The organism is Acidovorax sp. sic0104 (assembly GCF_019219095.1).
GTDB lineage: Bacteria > Pseudomonadota > Gammaproteobacteria > Burkholderiales > Burkholderiaceae_C > Acidovorax.
This window is the reverse complement of record NZ_JAHUWH010000006.1, coordinates 1-21,267: the sequence shown is the minus strand read 5'-3', so window position 1 is coordinate 21,267 and position 21,267 is coordinate 1. Positions and strand designations below refer to the sequence as shown.

General features: G+C 64.7%; 21 protein-coding genes. 5 read left to right on the top strand and 16 right to left on the bottom strand.

Features of this window, described 5'->3' with window-relative positions:
• Positions 1–224: 224 nt before the first annotated feature.
• The 4 genes from KW835_RS11335 to KW835_RS11320 form a co-directional block, all read right to left on the bottom strand.
• Positions 225–2,651 (bottom strand): TonB-dependent siderophore receptor, encoded by a 2,427-nt coding sequence (locus KW835_RS11335; protein WP_218382491.1) that lies wholly within the window; start codon positions 2,649–2,651, stop codon positions 225–227.
• A gap of 255 nt (positions 2,652–2,906) precedes the next feature.
• Positions 2,907–3,971, bottom strand: coding sequence for a FecR domain-containing protein (locus tag KW835_RS11330; RefSeq protein ID WP_218382490.1), 1,065 nt, complete (start codon positions 3,969–3,971; stop codon positions 2,907–2,909).
• Positions 3,968–4,480 carry a sigma-70 family RNA polymerase sigma factor gene (locus KW835_RS11325; protein WP_218382489.1) on the bottom strand — a complete coding sequence of 171 codons (513 nt, stop codon included), beginning with the start codon at positions 4,478–4,480 and terminating at the stop codon, positions 3,968–3,970. The genes KW835_RS11330 and KW835_RS11325 overlap by 4 nt, the downstream gene beginning before the upstream one ends.
• A gap of 82 nt (positions 4,481–4,562) precedes the next feature.
• Positions 4,563–5,093 carry a hypothetical protein gene (locus KW835_RS11320; RefSeq protein WP_218382488.1) on the bottom strand — a complete coding sequence of 177 codons (531 nt, stop codon included), beginning with the start codon at positions 5,091–5,093 and terminating at the stop codon, positions 4,563–4,565.
• A 113-nt stretch (positions 5,094–5,206) separates the two neighbouring features.
• Between KW835_RS11320 and KW835_RS11315 the strand changes: the two genes are divergently transcribed.
• The 3 genes from KW835_RS11315 to KW835_RS11305 all read left to right on the top strand — a co-directional run bounded on the left by KW835_RS11315 (position 5,207) and on the right by KW835_RS11305 (position 7,287).
• A complete protein-coding gene (locus KW835_RS11315) occupies positions 5,207–6,046 on the top strand; it encodes a thymidylate synthase (RefSeq protein WP_218382487.1) in 840 nt (279 codons plus the stop codon).
• Between the two features lie 114 nt (positions 6,047–6,160).
• Entirely contained in the window at positions 6,161–6,775 is a 615-nt protein-coding gene (locus KW835_RS11310; RefSeq protein ID WP_218382486.1) for a DUF4337 domain-containing protein, read from the top strand.
• A 23-nt stretch (positions 6,776–6,798) separates the two neighbouring features.
• Positions 6,799–7,287: a dihydrofolate reductase gene (locus KW835_RS11305; protein ID WP_218382485.1), complete on the top strand. Its 489-nt coding sequence runs from the start codon at positions 6,799–6,801 to the stop codon at positions 7,285–7,287.
• A gap of 61 nt (positions 7,288–7,348) precedes the next feature.
• On the opposite strand, the gene KW835_RS11300 is transcribed toward KW835_RS11305, so the two are convergent.
• On the bottom strand, positions 7,349–7,630 hold the full coding sequence (locus tag KW835_RS11300) for a hypothetical protein (protein ID WP_218382484.1): 282 nt from the start codon (positions 7,628–7,630) through the stop codon (positions 7,349–7,351).
• 349 nt (positions 7,631–7,979) lie between these two features.
• Between KW835_RS11300 and xth the strand changes: the two genes are divergently transcribed.
• Positions 7,980–8,756, top strand: coding sequence for an exodeoxyribonuclease III (gene xth / locus KW835_RS11295; RefSeq protein WP_218382483.1), 777 nt, complete (start codon positions 7,980–7,982; stop codon positions 8,754–8,756).
• 201 nt (positions 8,757–8,957) lie between these two features.
• Here xth and KW835_RS11290 read toward each other — a convergent pair whose 3' ends face one another.
• The 11 genes from KW835_RS11290 to KW835_RS11240 form a co-directional block, all read right to left on the bottom strand.
• A complete protein-coding gene (locus KW835_RS11290) occupies positions 8,958–9,896 on the bottom strand; it encodes a PA2169 family four-helix-bundle protein (protein ID WP_218382482.1) in 939 nt (312 codons plus the stop codon).
• A 227-nt stretch (positions 9,897–10,123) separates the two neighbouring features.
• The gene (gene ntrC, locus KW835_RS11285) at positions 10,124–11,815 is read right to left on the bottom strand and encodes a nitrogen regulation protein NR(I) (RefSeq protein ID WP_218382481.1); all 1,692 of its coding nucleotides are present in this window, start codon (positions 11,813–11,815) and stop codon (positions 10,124–10,126) included.
• A gap of 40 nt (positions 11,816–11,855) precedes the next feature.
• Positions 11,856–12,878: a nitrogen regulation protein NR(II) gene (gene glnL / locus KW835_RS11280; RefSeq protein ID WP_218382759.1), complete on the bottom strand. Its 1,023-nt coding sequence runs from the start codon at positions 12,876–12,878 to the stop codon at positions 11,856–11,858.
• Positions 12,879–12,970: 92 nt separating this feature from the next.
• Complete coding sequence (locus tag KW835_RS11275) at positions 12,971–13,483, bottom strand: hypothetical protein (protein ID WP_218382480.1); 513 nt, start codon at positions 13,481–13,483, stop codon at positions 12,971–12,973.
• A gap of 209 nt (positions 13,484–13,692) precedes the next feature.
• On the bottom strand, positions 13,693–15,108 hold the full coding sequence (glnA, locus tag KW835_RS11270) for a type I glutamate--ammonia ligase (RefSeq protein ID WP_218382479.1): 1,416 nt from the start codon (positions 15,106–15,108) through the stop codon (positions 13,693–13,695).
• A gap of 174 nt (positions 15,109–15,282) precedes the next feature.
• Positions 15,283–16,107: a molybdopterin-binding protein gene (locus KW835_RS11265; protein ID WP_218382478.1), complete on the bottom strand. Its 825-nt coding sequence runs from the start codon at positions 16,105–16,107 to the stop codon at positions 15,283–15,285.
• A complete protein-coding gene (locus KW835_RS11260) occupies positions 16,104–17,051 on the bottom strand; it encodes an EI24 domain-containing protein (RefSeq protein ID WP_218382477.1) in 948 nt (315 codons plus the stop codon). The genes KW835_RS11265 and KW835_RS11260 overlap by 4 nt, the downstream gene beginning before the upstream one ends.
• 37 nt (positions 17,052–17,088) lie before the next feature.
• Entirely contained in the window at positions 17,089–18,096 is a 1,008-nt protein-coding gene (locus tag KW835_RS11255) for a sterol desaturase family protein (protein WP_218382476.1), read from the bottom strand.
• Between the two features lie 131 nt (positions 18,097–18,227).
• Complete coding sequence (locus KW835_RS11250) at positions 18,228–19,061, bottom strand: polysaccharide deacetylase family protein (protein ID WP_218382475.1); 834 nt, start codon at positions 19,059–19,061, stop codon at positions 18,228–18,230.
• A complete protein-coding gene (locus KW835_RS11245) occupies positions 19,061–20,044 on the bottom strand; it encodes a beta-propeller fold lactonase family protein (protein ID WP_218382474.1) in 984 nt (327 codons plus the stop codon). The genes KW835_RS11250 and KW835_RS11245 overlap by 1 nt, the downstream gene beginning before the upstream one ends.
• Positions 20,045–20,304: 260 nt before the next feature.
• The gene (locus tag KW835_RS11240) at positions 20,305–21,051 is read right to left on the bottom strand and encodes a 16S rRNA pseudouridine(516) synthase (RefSeq protein ID WP_218382473.1); all 747 of its coding nucleotides are present in this window, start codon (positions 21,049–21,051) and stop codon (positions 20,305–20,307) included.
• A gap of 26 nt (positions 21,052–21,077) precedes the next feature.
• Between KW835_RS11240 and KW835_RS11235 the strand changes: the two genes are divergently transcribed.
• Positions 21,078–21,267 (top strand): hypothetical protein (locus KW835_RS11235; protein WP_218382472.1); only part of this gene is annotated, 190 nt, incomplete at its 3' end.

Here is a 21,267-nt window from a genome sequence, read left to right as displayed (position 1 = left end):
ACCTAGATTGATCAACAGGGTATCTATACCAACCTGGATGTGCCGAAACGCGGGGCGAAATCACCCACTGCAAGCCGTTCAAAAAGCTATCCAAAAAGTAGCAGCCATCCCAATTCCAGCATGGGCCAGGCCGCTTTTTCATGGAGGAACCGCCAACCGCCATGCGAGTTCCAGCGCGTCGGGCGGCCTGCACCGGCTGGGCCGGAAAGGCACTGCCCGCCGGTTCACCACCGGTAGCTGGCCGTCGCGATCACCTGCCGCGCCTCGCCATAGAAGCAGCCATAGGTGCAGTTGGATACATACGTCTTGTCGGCCAGGTTGCGCACGTTGAGCGCCACGCGCCAGGGACCCGTGGTGTAGCTGGCCACGAGGTCAAAGACGGCGTAACTCGGCACACGGGTGTTGAGGAATGCAAAGCCCGTGGAGCTGCCCACATAGCGCACACCGCCGCCCAGTTGCACGCCGGGCAGTCCTGCTGCGCCCATGTCGTAATCGGCCCACGCCGTGGCCTGGTGGCGCGGCGTGAAGGGGTTGCGCGCCCCCACCTCGTCGGCGGTGTTGCTGCGGGTGGTGCGGGCATCGGTGTACGCGTAGCCTGCCAGCAGCGTGAGGTGCCTGCCCACGCGCGCCTTGGCCTCCAGCTCCAGCCCGCGCGAACGCACCTCGCCGGTCTGCACCTGGTAGCCCATGTCCAGCGGATCCAGCGTCAGCCGGTTCTGCTGCGTGAGCTGGTACACCGAGGCAGTGAGCAGCGTCCGCGAATCCTCGCTCTGATAGCGCACGCCCACTTCGTACTGATTGCCTTCGGTAGGCTTGAATCGCTCGCCCTGGCGGCCGCGCCCGGCGGCGGGCTCGAACGACTGGCTGAAACTCGCAAAGGGCGCCAGGCCGTTGTCCGCCAGGTACACGGCGCCGATGCGGCCAGTGAAGGCGTTGTTCTTTTCGTACGACCAGTGGCCGTCGCCGACGAAAGGCGAAACGCCGTTTTCCGTCCAGTCGTAGCGCCCGCCCGCCAGCAGCACCCACCGGTCGCGGATCTTCCACTGATCCTGTACATAGACGCCCGTGCGCTCCAGGCGGCGGTTGTCGGCGTAGGTGTTCTTGCTGGGATGCGTCCAGGGGCTGCCGTAGTGAGGGTCAAACAGGTCCAGCGGGGCGACGTCCCAGTCGTAGCGTGCGGCGTCTTCGCGCAGGGTTGCGTAGTCGATGCCTGCCAGCGTGGTGTGGCGCGAGCTCTCGCTGCCCCACAGGACCTGCACGCTGGTGTCCGCAGTGAACGCGCGATTGCGCCCCTCGGTGTGGCTGCCGCCGCGGTTGATCACTCGCTGGCGTTCGTCGGCGAATCCCCAGTCTGCGGTGTAACCGTAGCGCACGTTCTGGCGCAGCTTGACTGCGTCGGAAAATGCATGGTCGAGCAGATAGCCCATCTGCGCAGAGCGGTCCTCGAAACGGTCCTGGTCTGCCCCTGGCTCGCCGATGAAGCGGTTTCGCGCAATGCGGCCGTTGGGGTTGGCCTCGACGGTGCCGAACGGACTCATCGCAGCCACATAGCGGCTGTCGGACTTCTGGTACTGGCCCAGCAGGGTGAGCGAGGTCGCAGCAGACGGGCGCCAGGTGAAGGCGGGCGCGATGAACACGCGGTCGTCGTTCACGTGGTCAATGAAGGTGTCGCTCTGGCGCAGGAGCCCGGTCAGCCGGTACGACCATTCGCCCCCCTCAGACAGCTTGCCGCCGAAGTCGCCCGAAACCTGCCTGCGGCGAAAGCTGCCCAGCTCGACATTGAACTCGCGCAACGGTTCCAGCGTGGGGCGCTTGCTGACCAGGTGGATGACGCCGCCGGGTGCAGCGCTGCCGTACAGCACTGACGACGCGCCGCGCAGCAGCTCGATGCGCTCCAGGCCGTAGGGCTCTTGCTGGCCCTGGTAGAGCCCGCTTGAGTACTTGGTGCCGTCCCGGTACAGGCTGCCCGAATTGCCGTCGGCCTGGAAGCCTCGCAGCACAAAGGCCTCGGTGGCCCGGCTCGATTCGCGAACACCGACCCCTGCCGTGTAGGCGAGCACGTCCACGATGCTTTGGGCCTTTTGCGCCTCCACCTGGCCCGCCGTCACCACGGTGATGGACTGCGGCGTCTCGACCAGGGGCGTGTCGGTCTTGGTGCCGGTGGCGCTGCGCCTGGCCAGGTAGCCGTCTACGGGACCTGTGGCGACTTCGGTATCGGCCTCGGCAGCCACGCGCACCTCGGGCAACGCTGCCACGCGCGCGGGCCCGGCCGCCAATGGTGCTGCCGATACGGGCATGCCCGGCCGCAGGGTGTAGCCGCCTGCGTCGGTGCGCAGCAGCTCCAGTCCCGAGCCCGCCAGCGCTCGGCGCAAGGCCTCCGGAGCATCGATGCGGCCGCGCACGGGCGCCGCGCTGCGGCCTTCCACCAGTTGGGCATCGGTGGTGAGCGCCAGGCCTGCCTCGCGCGCGATGCGGTTCAGGCTGCCTGCCAGCGGGCCGGCAGGCAGGTCGTAGTCGCGCATGGCACTGGCTGCAGCGGCATTGACGGCCTGAGCCATCGCGGGAGAAAGGGTCGCGGCAGATGCCGCAAGCATCAGCAGCAGGGCCGCAGCGCTGGGGTTCAGGCGGAAAGGGAGAACAGCAGAGGGCATGGATCAGGCTCCGTAACGGTCACATCAGAAGGTGAGGACGCCGCGCCAATGGCACGGTCTCTGTCTGATTGCCGAACGAGCCCCAAAAAATGAGAGGGGGCCTGCAAAAAATGCCGAAGGGCGCCGGCTGGTGGAAGTTGGCTGGGAGCACACCGCCAAGTGCCTGCGCAGCACCACTGCGCATCACTCCTTTTTTCATAGCATCTGGCGCTTTCCCATCCTGCCCCAGCGCCTGTTTTCCTCATGATTTTTGCGTCATGGAGCGGTGCGAGGCTCCAGGGTGACCCACCCGCGGGTGGTAAAAGCCACCTCCACCGGCACGGCAGCGGTGAGCGCCAGCAGAGCCTGGTCGGTGTCTGCCAGGGGCAGCGTGCCCGTCACGCGCAGCCCGGCCACACGAGGGTCCACTCCCAAGTGGCCGACGCGGTAGCGCGCGAGCGTGGCCACCACCTCGTGGAGAGGCTGGTTGTCCACCACCAGCATGCCGTCCTTCCAGGCGTCGGCGTCGGGCGGGGCCGCCCAGCGGTCCACCCGCCCATTCGCCAGAAGCGCACCCTGGCCGGCCGGGACGATGCGCTCGGCGGCACACGGCTCTGACGCGGCCACGGCACAGCTTGCCGGGCGGGCCGCGACGGCCGACTGGGTGACAGAGACCTCGGTGCCGCCCTGGCCGGCCGAGCGCTCATCGCCCGCCTGCGGCCAGCGCCGCACGGTGAAGCGGGTGCCCAGGGCTCGCAGGCTGCCGTCTTCGGTCAGCACGACGAACGGGCGCTGCTCGGCCGGGTCGGCATGGCTGGTTTCCACGGCGACTTCGCCTGCGCGCAGGTGGATCGCGCGCTGGTCCTTGCTGAACGCGACGTCCACTGCACTGCGGGTGTTCAGGTACAGCACGGTCTGATCGGGCAGCACGATGGTGCGGCGCTCGCCGGTGGCGGTGCGGTGGTCGGCCAGAAGGTGGCCCACTGGCTGGTAGCGGTCCAGCACCAGCACGCCGCATGCCGCGGCCAGCGCCATGCCCAGCACGGCGCCGGTCACACGGGCGGAGCGCCGCCGGTGCGGGTGCAACAAGGCTGCGCGCGCGCCCGGCCCTGCGGCGGCACGGGCCAGGTGCCGGTCGATGTCGCCCAGCTGGCGCCAGGCGCGGGCGTGGTCGGGATGTTCGGCCAGCCAGCCGGCAAGGGCTTGGGCATCCGCCGCTGAAGCGGCGCCCTCTCCCTGGCGCAGTTGCCAGGCGATGGCCGCCTCCAGCACGGCTGGCGGCACGGGGCGGTCATCACCCGCACCGCCTGACGGGCCACCCGTGGACCAGGCTGCACTCACGCGGCGCCGCCAAAACGCAGGTGGTAGGCGTGGCGCATGGCGTTGGCCAGGTACTGGCGCACGCGGGGCACAGACACCTTCAACTGCGCGGCAATCTCTGCATGGGTGAGGCCGTCGAGCCGGTTCATGAGCCACGCTGCGCGTGTCTTGGGCGTCATGCCCTGCAGCAGCGTGTCCACAGCCTGCAGCATCTGCACGGCGGCCAGTCGCTCTTCGGGAGATGGCTGCAGCACCTGGGGCTGCAGGGCCAGGTCTGCCAGATAAGCCCGCTCCAGCTCCCCCCTGCGCCAGAAGTCCACCAGCAGGCCGCGTGCCACCGTGGTCAGGTAGGCGCGCGGCTCGCGCATCGCCTCGGGTGCCACGGCCTGCGGGCGCGCGAGCAGGCGCACGAAGGTGTCCTGCGCGAGGTCCGCGGCATCGTCGACACAGCCCAGCCGCCGGCGCAGCCAGGACTGCAGCCAACCGTGGTGGTGGCTGTAGAGCGCGTGCAGGGGATGAACGGCAGGCATGGCGTGGCGGCCTTTTTGAGAATGATTCTCGATTATAGAAAATACATCCGCACTGCAGCCCGGCCCCGCCCGGAGCGCATGCTCAGCGCGCTGCGTTGTCCATCATCCTGGCGACATCGGCAGGCAGCGCCTTGGGGGTGCCCTGGTCCTGCACGTCCCATTCCTCCCCGCCGGTCAGCAGCCACACACGCACGGTGTCGGGGTTGGCGTGGACCACGATGGCGGCGGCCTCCGAACCGCCTTCGTGGGGCCGGTTGCCGGTGATGTAGAGCATGGAGCCATCCTGCCTCAGCGGGCCGCTCACCTGCAGGTTCTGCAGCAGGATGTTGTAGTTGGTGAGTCCGAGCAGCCCGCGCAGCCGCTCGGCCAGAGGACCGGCGCGCAGGAAATCCGCACCGACGACGGGGTAGTTGCCCACCTGGGTCTGCAGGTGCGCCCAGGGGGTGGCCGGCGCCGAAGCCGCGACGGTGGGCACAGGGCGCGCAGTGGTGCGCGGCGCTGCGGGCGCTGTCGGCGCCGTGGGCGCGGTGCCCCCGCAGCCCGGCAACAGCATTGACAACACAAGAGCGGCCAGCGCGGCGCGGCACAAGGAGGCAGGGGGAACCTGGCGCATGATCGGAGACATCTTTCTGAAAGAGGCAGCGTGGGAAAGGGTGTGCGAGCTTAGCCGGTTCAGCGCCAGCCGCGGGCTCCCTCTAAAATCGGCGGTTTCGCCTTCCCACCGCCATGACAGAACACGCCCGCCCCGTCCGCTCGCAATACGAAGACTTCATGCGCCATGTGTTCACGCAAGGCGTGGAGAAGTCAGACCGCACCGGCACCGGCACCCGCAGCGTGTTCGGGCACCAGATGCGCTTTGACCTGAAGGAAGGCTTTCCGCTGGTCACCACCAAGAAGGTGCACCTGCGCTCCATCATCCAGGAGCTGCTGTGGTTTCTCACGGGATCCAGCAACAACAACTGGCTGAAAGAACGCGGCGTCACCATCTGGGACGAGTGGGCGCGCGAGGATGGCGACCTGGGCCCGGTCTACGGCGTGCAGTGGCGCAGTTGGCCCACACCGGACGGCGGGCACATCGACCAGATCAGCGACGTGATCAAGACGCTCAGGACCAACCCCGATTCGCGGCGCATCATCGTGAGCGCCTGGAACGTGGCGGAGCTGAACAAGATGGCGCTGATGCCCTGCCACGCGTTCTTCCAGTTCTATGTGGCGCCCGCGCAGGAGCCTGGCGGACGTGGCACGCTGTCGTGCCAGCTCTACCAGCGCAGCGCCGACATCTTCCTGGGCGTGCCGTTCAACATCGCCAGCTACGCCCTGCTCACCCATATGGTCGCGCAGCAATGCGACCTGGACGTGGGCGATTTCATCTGGACCGGCGGCGACTGCCATATCTACAGCAACCACCACGAGCAGGTGCAGACCCAACTGGCGCGCACGCCCTACCCGTATCCAGTTCTGAACATCAAGCGCCGGCCTGACAGCATCTTCGACTACCAGTTCGAAGACTTCGAGGTGGTGGACTACCAGTGCCACCCCGCCATCAAGGCTCCGGTCGCGGTCTGACCACGCGGCGCTCTGCGATGGGCTGAACAAACACCCGGGCCGCGTCCGCAGACAAGGCGCAGCGCAGCCCCACCTCCCCAAAAATCACCACAACTACCACGGGCACTTCTCACCATGTCTTCCGGCGGATTTCACGTACACGGGCCTCACGACCACGCGGTCGAGCATGCCGCCCAAGGCCACGACCAGCACACGGCCGAGCACGGCGCGGACCACGGCAGCGGCAGTTCATCGATGAACAAGATCGCGATGTTCACCGCCATCGTGGCCACGGTGGGAGCGATCTTCTCGTACATGGGCGGTGCCACGCAGGCCAATGCGGGCCTGCTCAAGAACGACGCGGCCATCAAGAAAACCGAGGCCTCCAACCAGTGGAATTACTTCCAGTCCAAGAGCACCAAGCAGTCCCTGGCCGAGCTGGCCCGCGACCTGGCTCCGGACGACCGCAAGGCAGGCTACCAGACCAAGGTGGAGCGCTACGAGACCGAAAAGAACGAGATCAAGGTCGTGGCCGAGAAGCTGGAGGCCGATTCGCACGAGTTCGACCGCAAGAGCGAAATGCAGATGCACCAGCATCACCGCTGGGCGCAGGCCACCACCGCGCTGCAGGTGGCCATTGCCCTCGCGGCCATCGCCCTGCTGACCAAGAAGAAGTGGCTGGAGTACGGCATGTACGGCGTGGCCGCCGTGGGCTTGGGCGTTGGCGTGGCGGCCGCCCTGCACATCTGAACTCGCGAAGGAGCTCCCCTGCCATGCCCCTGCACCTCATCTATGCCCGCGCAGCCAACGGCATCATCGGCAAGGACAACGCCCTGCCCTGGCACCTGCCCGAGGACATGGCGCATTTCAAGCAGCTCACGCAGGGCTGCCCGGTGGTGATGGGCCGCAAGACCTGGGACTCGCTGCCCCCGCGATTTCGACCCCTGCCCGGGCGAACCAACATCGTGATCACGCGGCAGGCGGACTGGCAGGCCGAGGGCGCGCGGCGTGCAGGCAGCCTGCCCGAAGCATTGGCGCAATGCGATGCGGGGCAGACGGTGTGGGTCATCGGCGGCGCACAAATCTACGCCGACGCCCTGCCCCTGGCCGACCGGCTGGAAGTGACCGAGATCGGCCGCGATTTCGAGGGCGATGCCCACGCGCCGGTTCTGGGCGACGAGTGGGTGGCGTCGCAACGCAGCGAACACCTGGGCGCCAATGGGCTGCCATTCAGCTTTGTGAGCTACGTGCGAGCAGCCTGAGCCGTCGCCGCTGCGATGCTGAACCGCCCATCCGCAAGCCCGCTCGCAGCGGCGGTGCAAGCTATTGCGACAGCGGGCCCGGCGTCTGCGCCGGAGTTTGAGACGGCTCTGGTTCTGGTGTCTGGGACGGCGTGAGCGCCGGGGGCGGTGCAGGGGTTTGTGCCGGCGTTTGTGTGGGAGGGGGTGACGGTGTCTGAGCTGGCGTCTGCACAGGCGCAGAAGCAGGCACCTGTGCGGGCCGCAGGCCCGGCACCACGGCAGGCGTGTTGACTCCCTGGGCGGCCACGGCAGAAACGGCCACCGCCAGCACCAGGGCCAGCGTCTGCGGATGATTGACTCGCATGGACCTCTCCATCAGGAACAGGCCTGCAGTCTCCACCGGGGGACGTTGTGCGAAAGTCGGACAAACTCCCGCAGCTGGCAAGGTGAAAGCCCTCAGTTCGCCATGGTTCAAGAGCCTTCCGGAAACGGCTGGTGCGCGGCCCCTGGTCTATCTGAAGAGCTGTCAGCCAAGCCGCGCCATGGGTGCATGCAGGTGGACGGACTGTGAGATGGGTACGATGTGGACTGGCGGACCGTGCCAGTGACCTATGCTCCCGCTCCAGCCGCAGCCGCAATTGGGCATGGGGCGTGGGGCGTGGGGCGCATGGCCGCCCAGAACAATGCCCCTTGTTTCACTCATCATTTCAAACATGCAAGTAGCCACTTGGAACGTGAATTCCCTGTCCGTGCGCCTGCCCCAGGTGCTGGCCTGGCTGCAGGCCAATCCCGTGGATGCACTGGGCCTGCAGGAGCTCAAGCTCACTGACGACAAGTTTCCGCACGATGCATTGAAGGAAGCCGGCTACGAGGCCGTGGCGTTTGGGCAAAAGACGTACAACGGCGTGGCCATCCTGAGCCGCCACCCGATGCGCGACGTGGTGCGCAACATTCCTGGCCACACGGACGAGCAGGCCCGCGTGATCGCCGCCACGCTGGACACCCCGGCGGGCGCTCTGCGGGTGGTGAACTGCTACTTCGTCAACGGCCAGGCGCCTGGCACCGAAAAATTCGCCTACAAGATGCTGTGGCTCGCCGCCCTGCACCGCTGGCTGCGCGAGGAGATGCTGGCCCATCCGCGCCTTGTTCTGCTGGGTGACTTCAACGTGGCTCCGGAAGACCGGGACTCGTTCGACCCCGTGGGCCTGAAAGACACCATCCACCACACGGTGGAGGAACGCCAGCATTTCCAGGACCTGATTGCCCTGGGGTTGACCGACACCTTTCGCCTGTTCGAGCAGCCGGAGAAGACCTATTCCTGGTGGGACTACCGCATGCTCGGTTTCCAGAAAAACCGCGGCCTGCGCATCGACCACATCCTGGTGAGCGACGCCCTGCGCCCCACCGTGACGGCCTGCACCGTGGACCGGGCGCCGCGCAAGAACCCGCAGCCCAGCGACCACGCCCCTGTCGTGCTGACAATGGCTTGATCCGATCGCGCCACGATAGCGCGCCGACCAGTCGCCCATGAAAAAAGCTGCAAGCCTTGGAAGACTTGCAGCCTTGGGCGCGAAACTGCAGCCCACAGCGGGATTCAGGATTGGCGCGCAGCCGGCGGGCAGCGGAGTAGTGTCCGCGTGCGCCCACGGCAAGCTTCAGCAGAGTTTCAGCACACTCGGCAGAGCTCGGGTTCAGGTCCGAGAGAACGAATCCCGCAGCGCGCGCACTTCGTCGTGATTGCGCTGGGCGCCCTGCGACTGGCGCTGTACCAGCGACTGCACCTGGGCAGGCAGCGAGTTCTTGAGCGCCTTGCGGTAGCGTGCCACCGCAGCGTCTTCGCCACGCTCGCACTCTTCCAGCACGGCCTTGTCGTCCTGGATCGACAGCGCAGTCTTCACAGACACCCAGCCACGGTGCAATGCCCCTGAAACGGTACCACCCGAGGCGGGCTCGCCACCCAGTCGGCGGATTTCATGCTCCAGCTCCGCGCCTGCCGCCGCGCATTCCTGCGCATGGCGTTGGAACACGGTCTTGAGCTGCTGCGACTTGGCGTGTTCCGCGCACGACTTGAAGCCGTATTCACCATCGCGAGAAGACTCGAGCAGGTCGTTGAGGATGTCGACCACGTCGTCGTTGTCCACCACGTCCAGGGGACGCGTGTCATTGGCCTGGTAGCGCGATGCACGGTCCCAGGCCGCACGCGTCGCAGGACGCGCATCGGTCCAGGCCAGTCCGTCCGAATGGCGAGCACGCCAGTCATCGGCCAGGCGGGGCTCGACGGCGTCGAAATCGCCTTCGTAGCGGCCCACCGAGGACCAGCCCAGTTCGTAGGCGGGACGGTACTGGTCGTAGGTGCGGCCGCTCACGAAGTAAGGCTCGCGATCATAGCTTTCTCGCCAGTAGGCATCTTCTGCCGTGGGGTTGACGGCTTCGGCCGCAGCCTTGCCAGCGAGGCCGCCGACGACAGCGCCAGCCACGCCCCCCACTGCGGCGCCCACGGGGCCGCCGAATGCACCAGCCGCTGCACCTGCGGCGGCGCCGCCCATGGCAGCACCCACGCCGGTGCCGACCGGGTGGGAGCCTGGTTCATTGGTCAAGGGGTCTCGGTTGGCATCATTGAAATCCGACATAGAAGCTCTCCGGTTGGTTGACAGTGAATTCATTGTTGAAGTCACGTCGCGTGCCCCGGGTCGGTCCATGGAGGGCTTGAATGTAGGACGGCGCCCGCCTGCGGTACGGAGGATCGTTGAAGAGCCCGTCCGCCAATGCAGGCCCGGTCGGCCAACATTGCGCTGGCCTCATGTGCTACAAAAAATATAGCTACCGGCGCTTTATGAGTATGCGCCAGCAGCTGATTTCATGCCTCGTCAGGCGCATCCAGCCCCAGTTCCTGGATCTTGCGCGTGATGGTGTTGCGCCCGATGCCCAGGCGTTGCGCAGCTTCCATGCGGCGCCCGTGGGTCGCCGTGAGCGCGGTGCGGATCAAGCGCGATTCAAATCGCCGCGTCAACGCATCCCACACCTCAGGCTGGCCGCCGGCCAACAGCTTTTGCGCTTCGGTTTCGAGCGCCTGCTCCCAGGTGTTGCCTGCCCCTTGCGGCACGGCGGGAGACACCGTAGCGGCGTCTGAGGCCGCCGACCAAGTCCCCATGACGGCGCTGCCGCCCGGCGAAGCGCCAAGGGGCGATGCCCCCCCCGACACTGCTCCGGCCGCGGCACTGGCCGTGGTTGCGGTCGGTGTGGGCGAGGGGCTGGACAAGGCAGGAGTAGAAGAGCCATAAGCAGAGGCGGCAACTGCGGGCGCGAGCTGCTGCGCCGCCGCCACAGGCTCTGCACCGCTGGTGCCCGCGCGCTGCGGCGCGAGGTAGAGCGGGGCCTCCAGCACCTCAGGAGGCAGGTCCTGCAACGAGATCACCTGGGCAGGCGCCATGACGGTGAGCCAGTGGCAGATGTTCTCGAGTTGCCGCACATTGCCCGGAAAGCCAAACTGTTCGAGCCGCACGAGCGCCGAGTCGGCGATGCGCTTGGGTTCCACGCCCAGTTGCCGGGCGCTCTGCTGCAAAAAGTGTCGGGTGAGCACGGGCACGTCTTCGTGCCGCTCGCGCAGGGCGGGCAGGCGCAGGCGGATCACGTTGAGGCGGTGGAACAAGTCCTCGCGGAAGCCGCCTTCCTTGACCCGTTTTTCCAAGTCCTGGTGGGTGGCGGCTATCACGCGCACGTGGGCCTTCACGGCCGCATGCCCGCCCACGCGATAGAACTGGCCGTCCGACAGCACGCGCAGAAGCCGTGTCTGCAGATCGAACGGCATGTCGCCGATTTCGTCGAGAAACAGCGTGCCGCCTTCAGCCTGCTCGAAACGGCCACGCCGCTGAGTCTGCGCGCCGGTGAAGGCACCGCGCTCGTGGCCGAAGAGTTCGGACTCGAGCAGGTCCTTGGGGATGGCGGCAGTGTTGATGGCAACAAAGGGGCCGTCGGCCACCGGCGAGTGCTTGTGCAGCGCACGGGCCACGAGTTCCTTGCCCGAGCCGGACTCGCCCGTGATGAGCACGGTGACCTGGCTCTGGCTCAGGCGGCCAATGGCGCGGAACACATCCTGCATCGCGGGTGCCTGCCCAAGCATCTCGGGTGTCTCGGTCTGGCGTTCTTCGGTGACCTCTTCGCGCTGGCTTTCTTCCACGGCACGCCGGATCAACTCCACCGCCTTGGGCAGGTCGAAGGGCTTGGGCAGGTACTCGAAGGCACCGCGCTGAAAGGCCGACACGGCGCTGTCCAGGTCCGAGTACGCCGTCATGATGATGACGGGCAGGCCCGGCTGCAGCTCGCGCACCTTCTCCAGCAATTGCAAGCCGGAGCCACCAGGCATGCGAATGTCGCTGACCAGGACCTGCGGGCCTTGGCGCGCCGGGTCGCCAGCCGTGACGTCGGCGAGAGCATCCAGCACCTCGCGGGGGTGCGTGAAGCTGCGCGTGGGCAGGTTCTCGCGGGCCAGCGCTTTTTCGAGCACGAAGCGGATCGAGGGGTCGTCATCTACTATCCAGATCGGCTTCATATGTTTTTCTTACCTTCCCTGTGGTTGCGTGTCTGGGACCTCAGGGCAAGGGAATCAGGATGCGGAAGTCGGTGCGACCCGGTACGCTGTCGCATTCGATCAACCCATGGTGCCGCTGCACAAAGGTTTGTGCCAGCGTGAGCCCCAGTCCCGACCCGCCGTCTCGACCCGACACCAGTGGATAGAAGATCCGCTCCTTGATCGCGTCGGGTACACCCGGTCCGTTGTCGATGACATGCAATTCCAGTGCCAACCGGTAGCGCTGGCGACCAAACGTTACCTGTCGTGCCACGCGTGTGCGCAGCGTGATGACGGCATCGCCCGCCGCGATGCGCTCGGTCAGCGCCTGGGCCCCGTTTTGCACGATGTTCAGCAAGGCCTGGATGAGCTGCGCCCGGTCGCCCCGGAACTCGGGAATGGAAGTATCGTAGTCCCGCAGCACCTTCAAGCCCTGGGGATACTCCACCAGCACCAGCGAGCGCACGCGCTCGCAGACCTCATGGATGTTGACGTCGCCCACCAGGTGCGGATGGCGGTGCGGCGCCAGCAGCCGATCCACCAGGCTTTGCAGGCGGTCGGCCTCGTGGATGATGACCTGGGTGTATTCGGTGAGCTCGCGGCTTTCGAGCTCCATCTCCAGGAGCTGGGCCGCGCCGCGGATGCCGCCCAGCGGGTTCTTGATCTCATGCGCCAGATTGCGGATGAGTTCCTTGTTGGCCTGGGCCTGGTCGAGCAGGCGCTCCTCGCGATCCTGCCGCGCCTGCTGCTCCAGCGGCCACAGCTCCACCAGGATTTCGCCCACCTGCTCTGCATCGGCCACGCTCACATGCACGGGCACGGGGTCCTGGTGCAGACGCTTGAGGCCCGCCTCGTAGCGCAGCGCGGCGAAGTCCTTGCCCCCCGCGCCCGCCAGCGCCGTCTGAAGCAGCGCGGGATCTGTGAAGAAGGTGGAGAAATCGACACCCTCGAGCGTGCGACGCGACAGGCCCAGGGTGTTCTCTAGCGCTGCATTGGCGAACTGCACGGCACCGTCGGCCCGCAGCACGGCCACCAGCGTGGACATCAGGTCCAGTGAATGAAAACGCCCCCTGTCGGAGGACGGGGCATCGGTAGAGGACAAAGAGTTCACTCGGAGGCGATTTCAGGGAGCAGCGATCAATTGGCAGGCGGCAGGCGGGCGATCTCGCGCTTGATGCCGGCAATGTCGCTCTCGCTGCGGGTGATGTTGGCCTTGAGTTCGGCCGTGCGCTCGATGTAGCGCTGCGGATTGCGCAAATCGAGCGCGTTGCGCTCCGGAGCGCCGCCGTTGTATTCCTTCACCAGATCGGCATGGCGGGTCTCGGCCTTTCGCAGCTCGGACTCAAGAATCGCACGCGCATCGGAATCACGGGCCTTCTGGTCATTGGACGTCACGCGCGGCGCAGAGGGTGGCGATGCGGACGGGGCCGCGCCGCCACCTGCTGCAGGAGCTGCGGGCGCAGCAGCACCAGCAGGCCGAGCACCCTGTACCACGGTGACGTTGCCGCCTTCGACCAACTTGCAGCCGCGCTCCTTGGCCTGCTGGGCATTGTTGGTGTATTCGTTTCCACAGCGGAAGATGCGGTCTTGCGCCCAGGCGGCGGGAGCCGTCGAGGCTATCAGTAACAGGGTAATGAGCGTTTTCTTCATTCGGTTTCCTCGCACTGCCATGCAGGGGGTGCGGTGAGTATCCACCAATCACCGTGCATCGCCAATCCAACACCAGCAGCCCCGCGCAGGGCTTTGTACAAGGATGCAACGGGCAGCCACCGGTTCCGTCACCAAGGTGCTCTGCGACCTTCGGGCAATAAAAAAGGCGGCTTGCGCCGCCTTTTTGGGGTAATCGCCGATAGAGCGGATTACAGCGAGTAGTACATGTCGTACTCGACCGGATGCGGAGCCATGCGGAAACGGGTGACTTCCTGCATCTTGAGGTCGATGTAGGCATCCAGCATGGAATCGGAGAACACGCCACCCTTGGTCAGGAAGCCGCGGTCCTTGTCGAGGTATTCCAGCGCCTGATCGAGGCTGTGGCACACGGTGGGCACCAGCTTGTCCTCTTCGGGCGGCAGATGGTACAGGTCCTTCGTGGCGGCTTCACCGGGATGGATCTTGTTTTCCACGCCATCCAGACCGGCCATCATCAGTGCCGAGAAGCACAGGTAGGGGTTGGCCGATGGATCGGGGAAGCGTGCTTCGATGCGGCGGCCCTTGGGGTTGGCAACGTAAGGAATACGGATGGAAGCCGAGCGGTTGCGGGCCGAGTAAGCCAGCTTCACGGGGGCCTCGAAGCCGGGCACCAGGCGCTTGTACGAGTTGGTGCCGGGGTTCGTGATGGCGTTCAGGGCACGGGCGTGCTTGATGATGCCGCCGATGTAGTACAGCGCGAAGTCCGACAGGCCGGCGTAGCCGTCGCCAGCAAACAGGTTCTTGCCATCCTTCCAGATGGACTGGTGGACGTGCATGCCGGAGCCGTTGTCGCCCGCATAAGGCTTGGGCATGAAAGTGGCGGTCTTGCCATAGGCATTGGCCACGTTCCAGACCACGTACTTCAGGACCTGCGTCCAGTCGGCGCGCTCGACCAGCGTGCTGAACTTGGTGCCGATTTCGTTCTGGCCCGCGCCCGCCACTTCGTGGTGAAACACTTCGACCGGGATGCCCAGGGATTCGAGGATCAGGGACATTTCAGCGCGCATGTCTTGCGTGCTGTCGACAGGAGGCACTGGGAAGTAGCCGCCCTTGACGGTGGGACGGTGGCCGCGGTTGCCGCCTTCGAGCTTGGCACCCGAGTTCCAGGGGGCTTCGTACTCTTCGATCTCGAACATGACCTTGCCGGGCTCGTTGGACCAGCGCACGCCGTCGAAGATGAAGAATTCTGGCTCTGGCCCGAAGAAGGCGGTGTCGCCCAGGCCGGAAGCCTTGAGGTAGGCCTCCGCGCGCTTGGCGATGGAGCGAGGGTCACGGTCGTAGGCCTTGCCGTCACCGGGCTCGATCACGTCGCACTGCAGGAACAACGTGGTTTCTTCGAAGAAGGGATCGATGTTGGCGGTGCTGGGGTCGGGCATGAGCTGCATGTCCGAGGCTTCGATCCCCTTCCAGCCGGCCACCGAGGAGCCGTCGAATGCATGGCCGGACGTGAACTTGTCTTCATCAAAGTGGGAAACAGGCACGGTCACGTGCTGTTCCTTGCCACGGGTATCGGTGAAACGGAAGTCGACGAACTTGACTTCGTTTTCCTTCACCATCTTCATCACGTCTGCAACGGTCTTGGCCATCAGGTTCTCCTGGGTAAAGCGCTTGTTGAAAAAAAGATTTTGCGTAAACAAAAGCAGTTTGCGTGCCAGCCGGGTGCAGCCGCCGCACTATGTAGGAGCGCTACGGGCTGCAGAAAGGCAGTACGCGCTCGCAAAAGCACCAAAATAGTGCACCGAACAAATCGGAGGTTTTCATTAAATATTTCGCACCAACTCGGGGCCTAACTTCGCACCAAATTCGTGCAGCCCTTTTTTCAGCTCGTGCCAGGCAGCAGGAACCAGCGGTGCAGGTCCTTTGACGCCCAGCTCGATGTGGCGCCCGTATTGTGGATGATCCACGCTGGGCAAACTGAACACCCGAACACCTTCGTACGATTTTTCGATGTGTTCCATCAACGGCGTCAGGGCAGCTTCCATGGCACCATAGACCACCACGGACTGCTCGGTCTGCGGCGTACGGTTGAAATGGTCTGCGTAGTGCTCGTCGAGCACGTTCTCGATCATGGGCCAGGCCATGACGGGAAACCCCGGCACGAAGTGCACCACGCCACCGCCCTCCTTCTCCTGGCAGGTGAAGCCCGGGATCTTGTTGTAGGGGTTGCGAATGATGCGGGCACCCACCGGAAAGGTTCCCATGTTGAGCCGGTGCCGGTTGTCCGAACGGTCGGGCTCGTACGGCACGCCCTGCTCGCGGGCCACGTCCTGCATGCGTTCACGGATCAAGGCTTCGGCCTCCGGGTGCAATACCAGATCGCGCCCGAGCGCGCGGGCAGCACATTGCCGCGTGTGGTCGTCAGGGGTGGCGCCAATGCCTCCACAGGAAAACACGACGTCGCCCGAAGCGAACGCACGCCGAAGGGTGGCGGTAATGCGATCGGGGTTGTCGCCCACATAGTCCGCGTATGCCAGCGCGAGGCCGCGGGCACCGAGCAGTTCGATGACCTTGGGCATGTGTTTGTCGGTGCGCTTGCCGGAGAGTATCTCGTCACCGACGATGATGAGGCCAAATTGGACGGTCATATTGAGGGAGTTCCGTTGACGGGTGCGTCCACTGCCGCCGCGGGTGCGGGTACGGGCAGATCCGCAGCTGCATTGGCACCGACGGCACCCCTGGAGCTCGCCACTGCGGCATGGGCAGCATGGCCCACCGGCGACGCGGCTGTCTCCGCAGTTTCGGCGCGCAGGCGCTCCAGGGCAGCCAGGCAGTAATGTGCAAACCAGAGCGACGAGAAGGCGAACACCAGTGTGTAGATCCAGATCGCCAGAGGCACCAGCACGAAGAAAGCCGCCGCAAACACGACGCCGGAGGCCCACACGATGCTGGGGGCTGCGCCCAGATAGCCGGCAAGGATACCGATGCCCAGCAGGCTACCCCGGTGGCGCCGGAAAACCTCTTGCCGCTCGTCCTTGCTGGCATGCTCGGACAGCGCGTCAAACACCATTACCCGGTACGTCAGCCAGCCCCAGATCAGCGGCGGAAGAATCAGCACCAGCGGTGGAACCAGCCACAGCGGCATGGACACGACCAGTGCGACGAGGGCAAGCACGGTAGAACCCAGCGACCAGGCCACGCTCGCAATGAAAGACCCGCCCTTCTTGCGCTCCAGGTGCGGGAATCGTCTTTCCGCCACCAAGCTGACCAGTGCCGGCGTCATGAGCACAGCCACCAGCAGCAGGGATACGACCACCAGCACAGGCGCCACTGCAAGAATCACCATGAGGGGCGCCACCACCGAGGCGACATCGCCCAAACCCCACCCTTGAAGCCAGCTCCAGAAGCTGGCCAGCAGCGTCGAGGCATCGAGCACTGCGCGCATGCCCTGCACCGCTGCATCCCAATAGAAATAACCCAGACCCAGCGCAAGGGCCAGCATCACCACCAGGGGCAATACGGACAGGGCCATTACACGTGGGCGCAGGCAGTAGGCTGCGGCGCGCCAGAAAGAATCGAGCAGTAGTGCCATGCCGGTGAGCATACCTTCCCAGGACTGAAAGGGTTTTTCAGGCTCGGCCAAACAGCCGGAGCACGCCGCGCCACTGCTGCGACCAAAAACCGGCGCCGTAGTCACGCACGCGGCCATCAGCGCCGGGCTCCACCTGGTCACGGATGCCGGTCGGGTCGTAGCGTTTCTCGAAGTTGGCCGTGCCCATCAGCATGTCCCACCAAGGCAACAGCACGCCGAAGTTGTGCCCGCCGAGTACAACGCGATGCGCTTGAGCAGTGCCAGCCGCACCTGGGATCGGCTTGAGTGTCTCGTGGCCGATGCCGATGCTGTGGTGCAGGCGATGGAAGCGGGGACTGACCCACAGCCGCTCCCCCCAGCGCCCGAACCACAACCGCAAATTGGCGTGTTGAAAGCTCTCGCTCAATTGAGTGATCGCCACGATGGCGATGAACTGACCGGGCGCCACACCAATGAGCTGGGCGACCACCACCAGGATGGTGTCGCGCAGAAGGTCGTCGAGCAGGTGGTTGCGGTTGTCGCTCCACATGGTCATCTGCCGCTGCGCATGATGCAGGGAGTGCAGGCGCCACCACCATTCGAAGTGGTGCTGGCCGCGGTGGATCCAGTAGTCCACGAAGTCGAACACCAGAAGGTACAGCAAGAGGCTGACCCAGGGCACATCGGTGACGCCAGGCAACACACCGTCGAGCTGGAAGGTACTGACACCCGCCACCCGCAAGGCGCCGAAGAAAGAGTCCGCCAGCGGATCCACCGCCAGAAACAAACCCAACCTGAAAAGGCCCAGCCGATGGATCAGGGTGTAGAGGATGTCGGTACGAATCGTGGCCCTATCGGTGACTGCCTCCACGGGCTTCCAGCGTTGCAGAGGACCTATTACAGCGGCGAGCACCAGAAGCTGAAGCAATCCCACCAGAATCCAGCCCGAGGCCTCGTAGCCGCTTTCCAGCTGGTTGCCCAATCCGCAATGGAACATCAGCGGCTGAATCACGCTCTCGAACAACCACTGCTGCGCAGCGTCAAACCCGTTGCCTAGCCAACCCATCGCTCAACTCCATCCGTATCGCATTGCGCATGTCGCCCTGCGTTTGTTAGACCCCTCAGCCGCATGCGTGCCGGCCCGCAATGCACGGCCCATCCCCATGGCCATCGCACTGCACGCGGGCCGGGCTCGGCCTAACGCGCGCTGGCCTTCGCGTAGTCGGGGTGCTCGCGCAGCGTTCTAAAGCAGAAACCGCGCTCCTTCAAACCGACGATCAAGGGCTCAAGCACCGCAGGTGCCCAAGGGTCCTTGCGCGACCAGATTCCCAAGTGCGCCAGCAGAATGTCGCCTCTGCGCACATCCCGCAGCGCCTTGCGCAGCAATGCTTCGTTGCTGGCGGCTTCACTGGGCAGCTCGTCACCCAGAAAACCTGCCGGCGACCAACCCACATGCGTGTAGCCACAAGATGCCGCGCTCGCCAGCAACTGAGGCGACGTCTTGCCACCTGGCGCGCGAAACAATGGCAAGGGTTGCTTGCCCGTGATGGCCTTCAGGCGCTCTGCGGCGTGCGCGACTTCCTCGCAGTACTGGGCGGCTGTCAGCACGAAGCTTTGCCCCTCGCGCGGCCCGGCAGACGGGCGCACCCGAAAAGACGGCTTCCGGGCATCGCCCAGGTCAGCACGCCAGTAGGTGTGGTTCCAGGTATGGGAAGCGAAGTCGTGGCCTTCGGCTGCCCGTGCTTTCCACCAAGGGGCCCAGTGTTCGCCCAAGCTCCCGTCGCCTTCCTTGGTGCGCTCGTTGGCGGCGAAAAACGTCACGCGCACCTGATGGCGCTTGAGCACTTGCGCCACCAGCGGTGCGACCTCCATATGGCCTGTGTCGAAGGTCAGGTACACAGGTTTTTCACATACATCTTGGGCCCTGGCGCCCGCCCCCCATGCGCATATTGCTATCACAATGATAGCAAAATGGAAAAGACGCACTATTCGCGGACATCCGACAGGCTTCTCGGCACGCGGGGCTGCCATCACCTCGGGGCGTGCTGGAGCGTCCATACGCCATGGGGCGACTTGCCGACGGTGACCTGTCGGACCACCTTCTTGGCCTCGGTGTCCACGACCGACAATTTGCGCGCCCAGCGCGAGCTGACGTAAATGAATCGACCGTCGGCGGACACTTCCATGCAGTCGGGCCCTCCTGGAACCGGATAGGACTCGACCACCTGAAAGGTGTTCATGTCGATCTTGCTGATGGTGTTGGCCACACGGTTGCTCACGTACAGATGCTTTCCGTCGCCCGCGGCGCGAAAGGCATGGGCACCGCTGCCGGTCTTTATCTTGCGGATACTTGCCGGCTCTCGGCCCGACACGTCGAACACCTCGACGCTGTCACTGCCCGTCAGGCCGACAAAAACCCGCTTGTCGTCCGCACTGCCGTACACGTCTGCAGGCATTGCGCCTGTCTTGATGCGCCATTTGATGGTTTGGGTGGCAATGTCGATGGCCACCAACTCATCGCTGTCCTGCATGGTGGAGTAGACCGTCGTGCTTTTGCTGTCGATCCACAAATGGCTGGGCGTGCGCGAGGTGGCTACACGTTGTACCAGCGTCAGTTCCTTGCCGTCCCAGCGGTAGAAGTCCACATGGTTCAGCCGGTTCGCGGCCGTGATGAACCATTTCATGTCGGGCGTGAAGCGCAGGTGGTACGGATCGACGATCCCGCGCACCGTGCGCTGTACCTGTGCCGTACGGGGATCCAGGAAAGTCAGCGTGTCCCCCAGGGCATTGGCCACGATGATCGATTTTTCATCGGGTGTGAGATACAGATGGTGAGGCTCCTTGCCCGTCGGAATCCGGGACGTCTCGGTCCAGGTCACAGGGTCAATGACGCTGACGTTGGCCTCCAGCGAATTCAGCACGAACAAGGGAGGTGCCGAGGCCGACGCCGCCCCCACCGATACCCACAACCCCACCAAAGCCACACAAGCGCGTGCAATCGAGAAAATCTTCACAAAGCCACTTTCAACACAGTCTGCAAGTGTAGCGCCGCGCTTGGACAAGCCCTGCGCCGAACACGTAACATCCTTGATGTAGAACGATTTTTTGTCTCACCGAATAGTCGGGGGTTCATGGCAATAGGGTAAGTCTGCCAACAACCTGCCCACCGCCAAACGCAAACGCAGAGCTTTACAGAGGCACGATGGCACGGGCATCGACCGAGGCGGCTGCGAACCTGTGGATGGCCCGCGCCCAAAAGCCGGATATCGAGCCATCAGTTGGAACGGGTCAGCAGTTGCAGGTCATCCTCGCTGAGCCAGCGCCATTCCCCGGGGGGCAGATCGCTCGGGAGTTGCATAGCGCCAATACTTGAGCGGTGAAGCCCCTCCACACGGTTTCCCACGGCAGCAAGCATGCGCTTGACCTGGTGGTACTTGCCCTCCGTCAGGGTGAGATCCAGTCGGTGAGTGTCCACTGCCACGCATGCTGCTGCTTTGACCGGCTTGGGATCATCGTCCAGGACAACCCCAGCTAACAGCTTGGATATCTGCACGTCATCCACTGGGTGCTTGGTGGTGACCTGATAGACCTTGGGCACATGCTTCTTCGGCGAACTCATGCGGTGAATGAACTGCCCATCATCACTCAGCAGCAGCAGGCCGGTAGTGTCCTGATCCAGACGCCCCACTGCTTGAACGCCCTGCACCGCACTTTTGGTCGGTCGCTGGCGCAAAGGGGGCGGAAGCAGCGTGTAGATGCTGGGGTAGGTAGAGGGCTTCTGAGAACACTCAGTACCAGCAGGCTTGTTCAGCAGCAAATAGGCTTTTTCACGATAGGGCCACTCGCGGCCCTGCACCTTGAAGGCCAGGTTTTGTTGATCCACGTCTGCGACTGCATCCAGGACTTGCTTGAAATCCAACTCTCCACAGGGTCGGATTTCCACGAATCCTTGCTGAATCAAACCCGCACAAATGCGGCGTGTTCCGAAGCCCTGGGAATAGAGAATATCCTGTAACTGCATCGTGTCCTCAGCACATCAGGTTTTGATTGGTCACTGCGCTGGAATACTCCCAGGCGGTAGCTGCTCACACAGCCGGCAACAATATCGAATGGGGCAGTTGGATATGCGTGATCCAAAGCAAAACGCCCTTCTACTCAAGGGAGCAGAAGGGCGGTTTGGGCTGTAAGAGCCTGACGATGACCTACTTTCACACGGGAACCCGCACTATCATCGGCG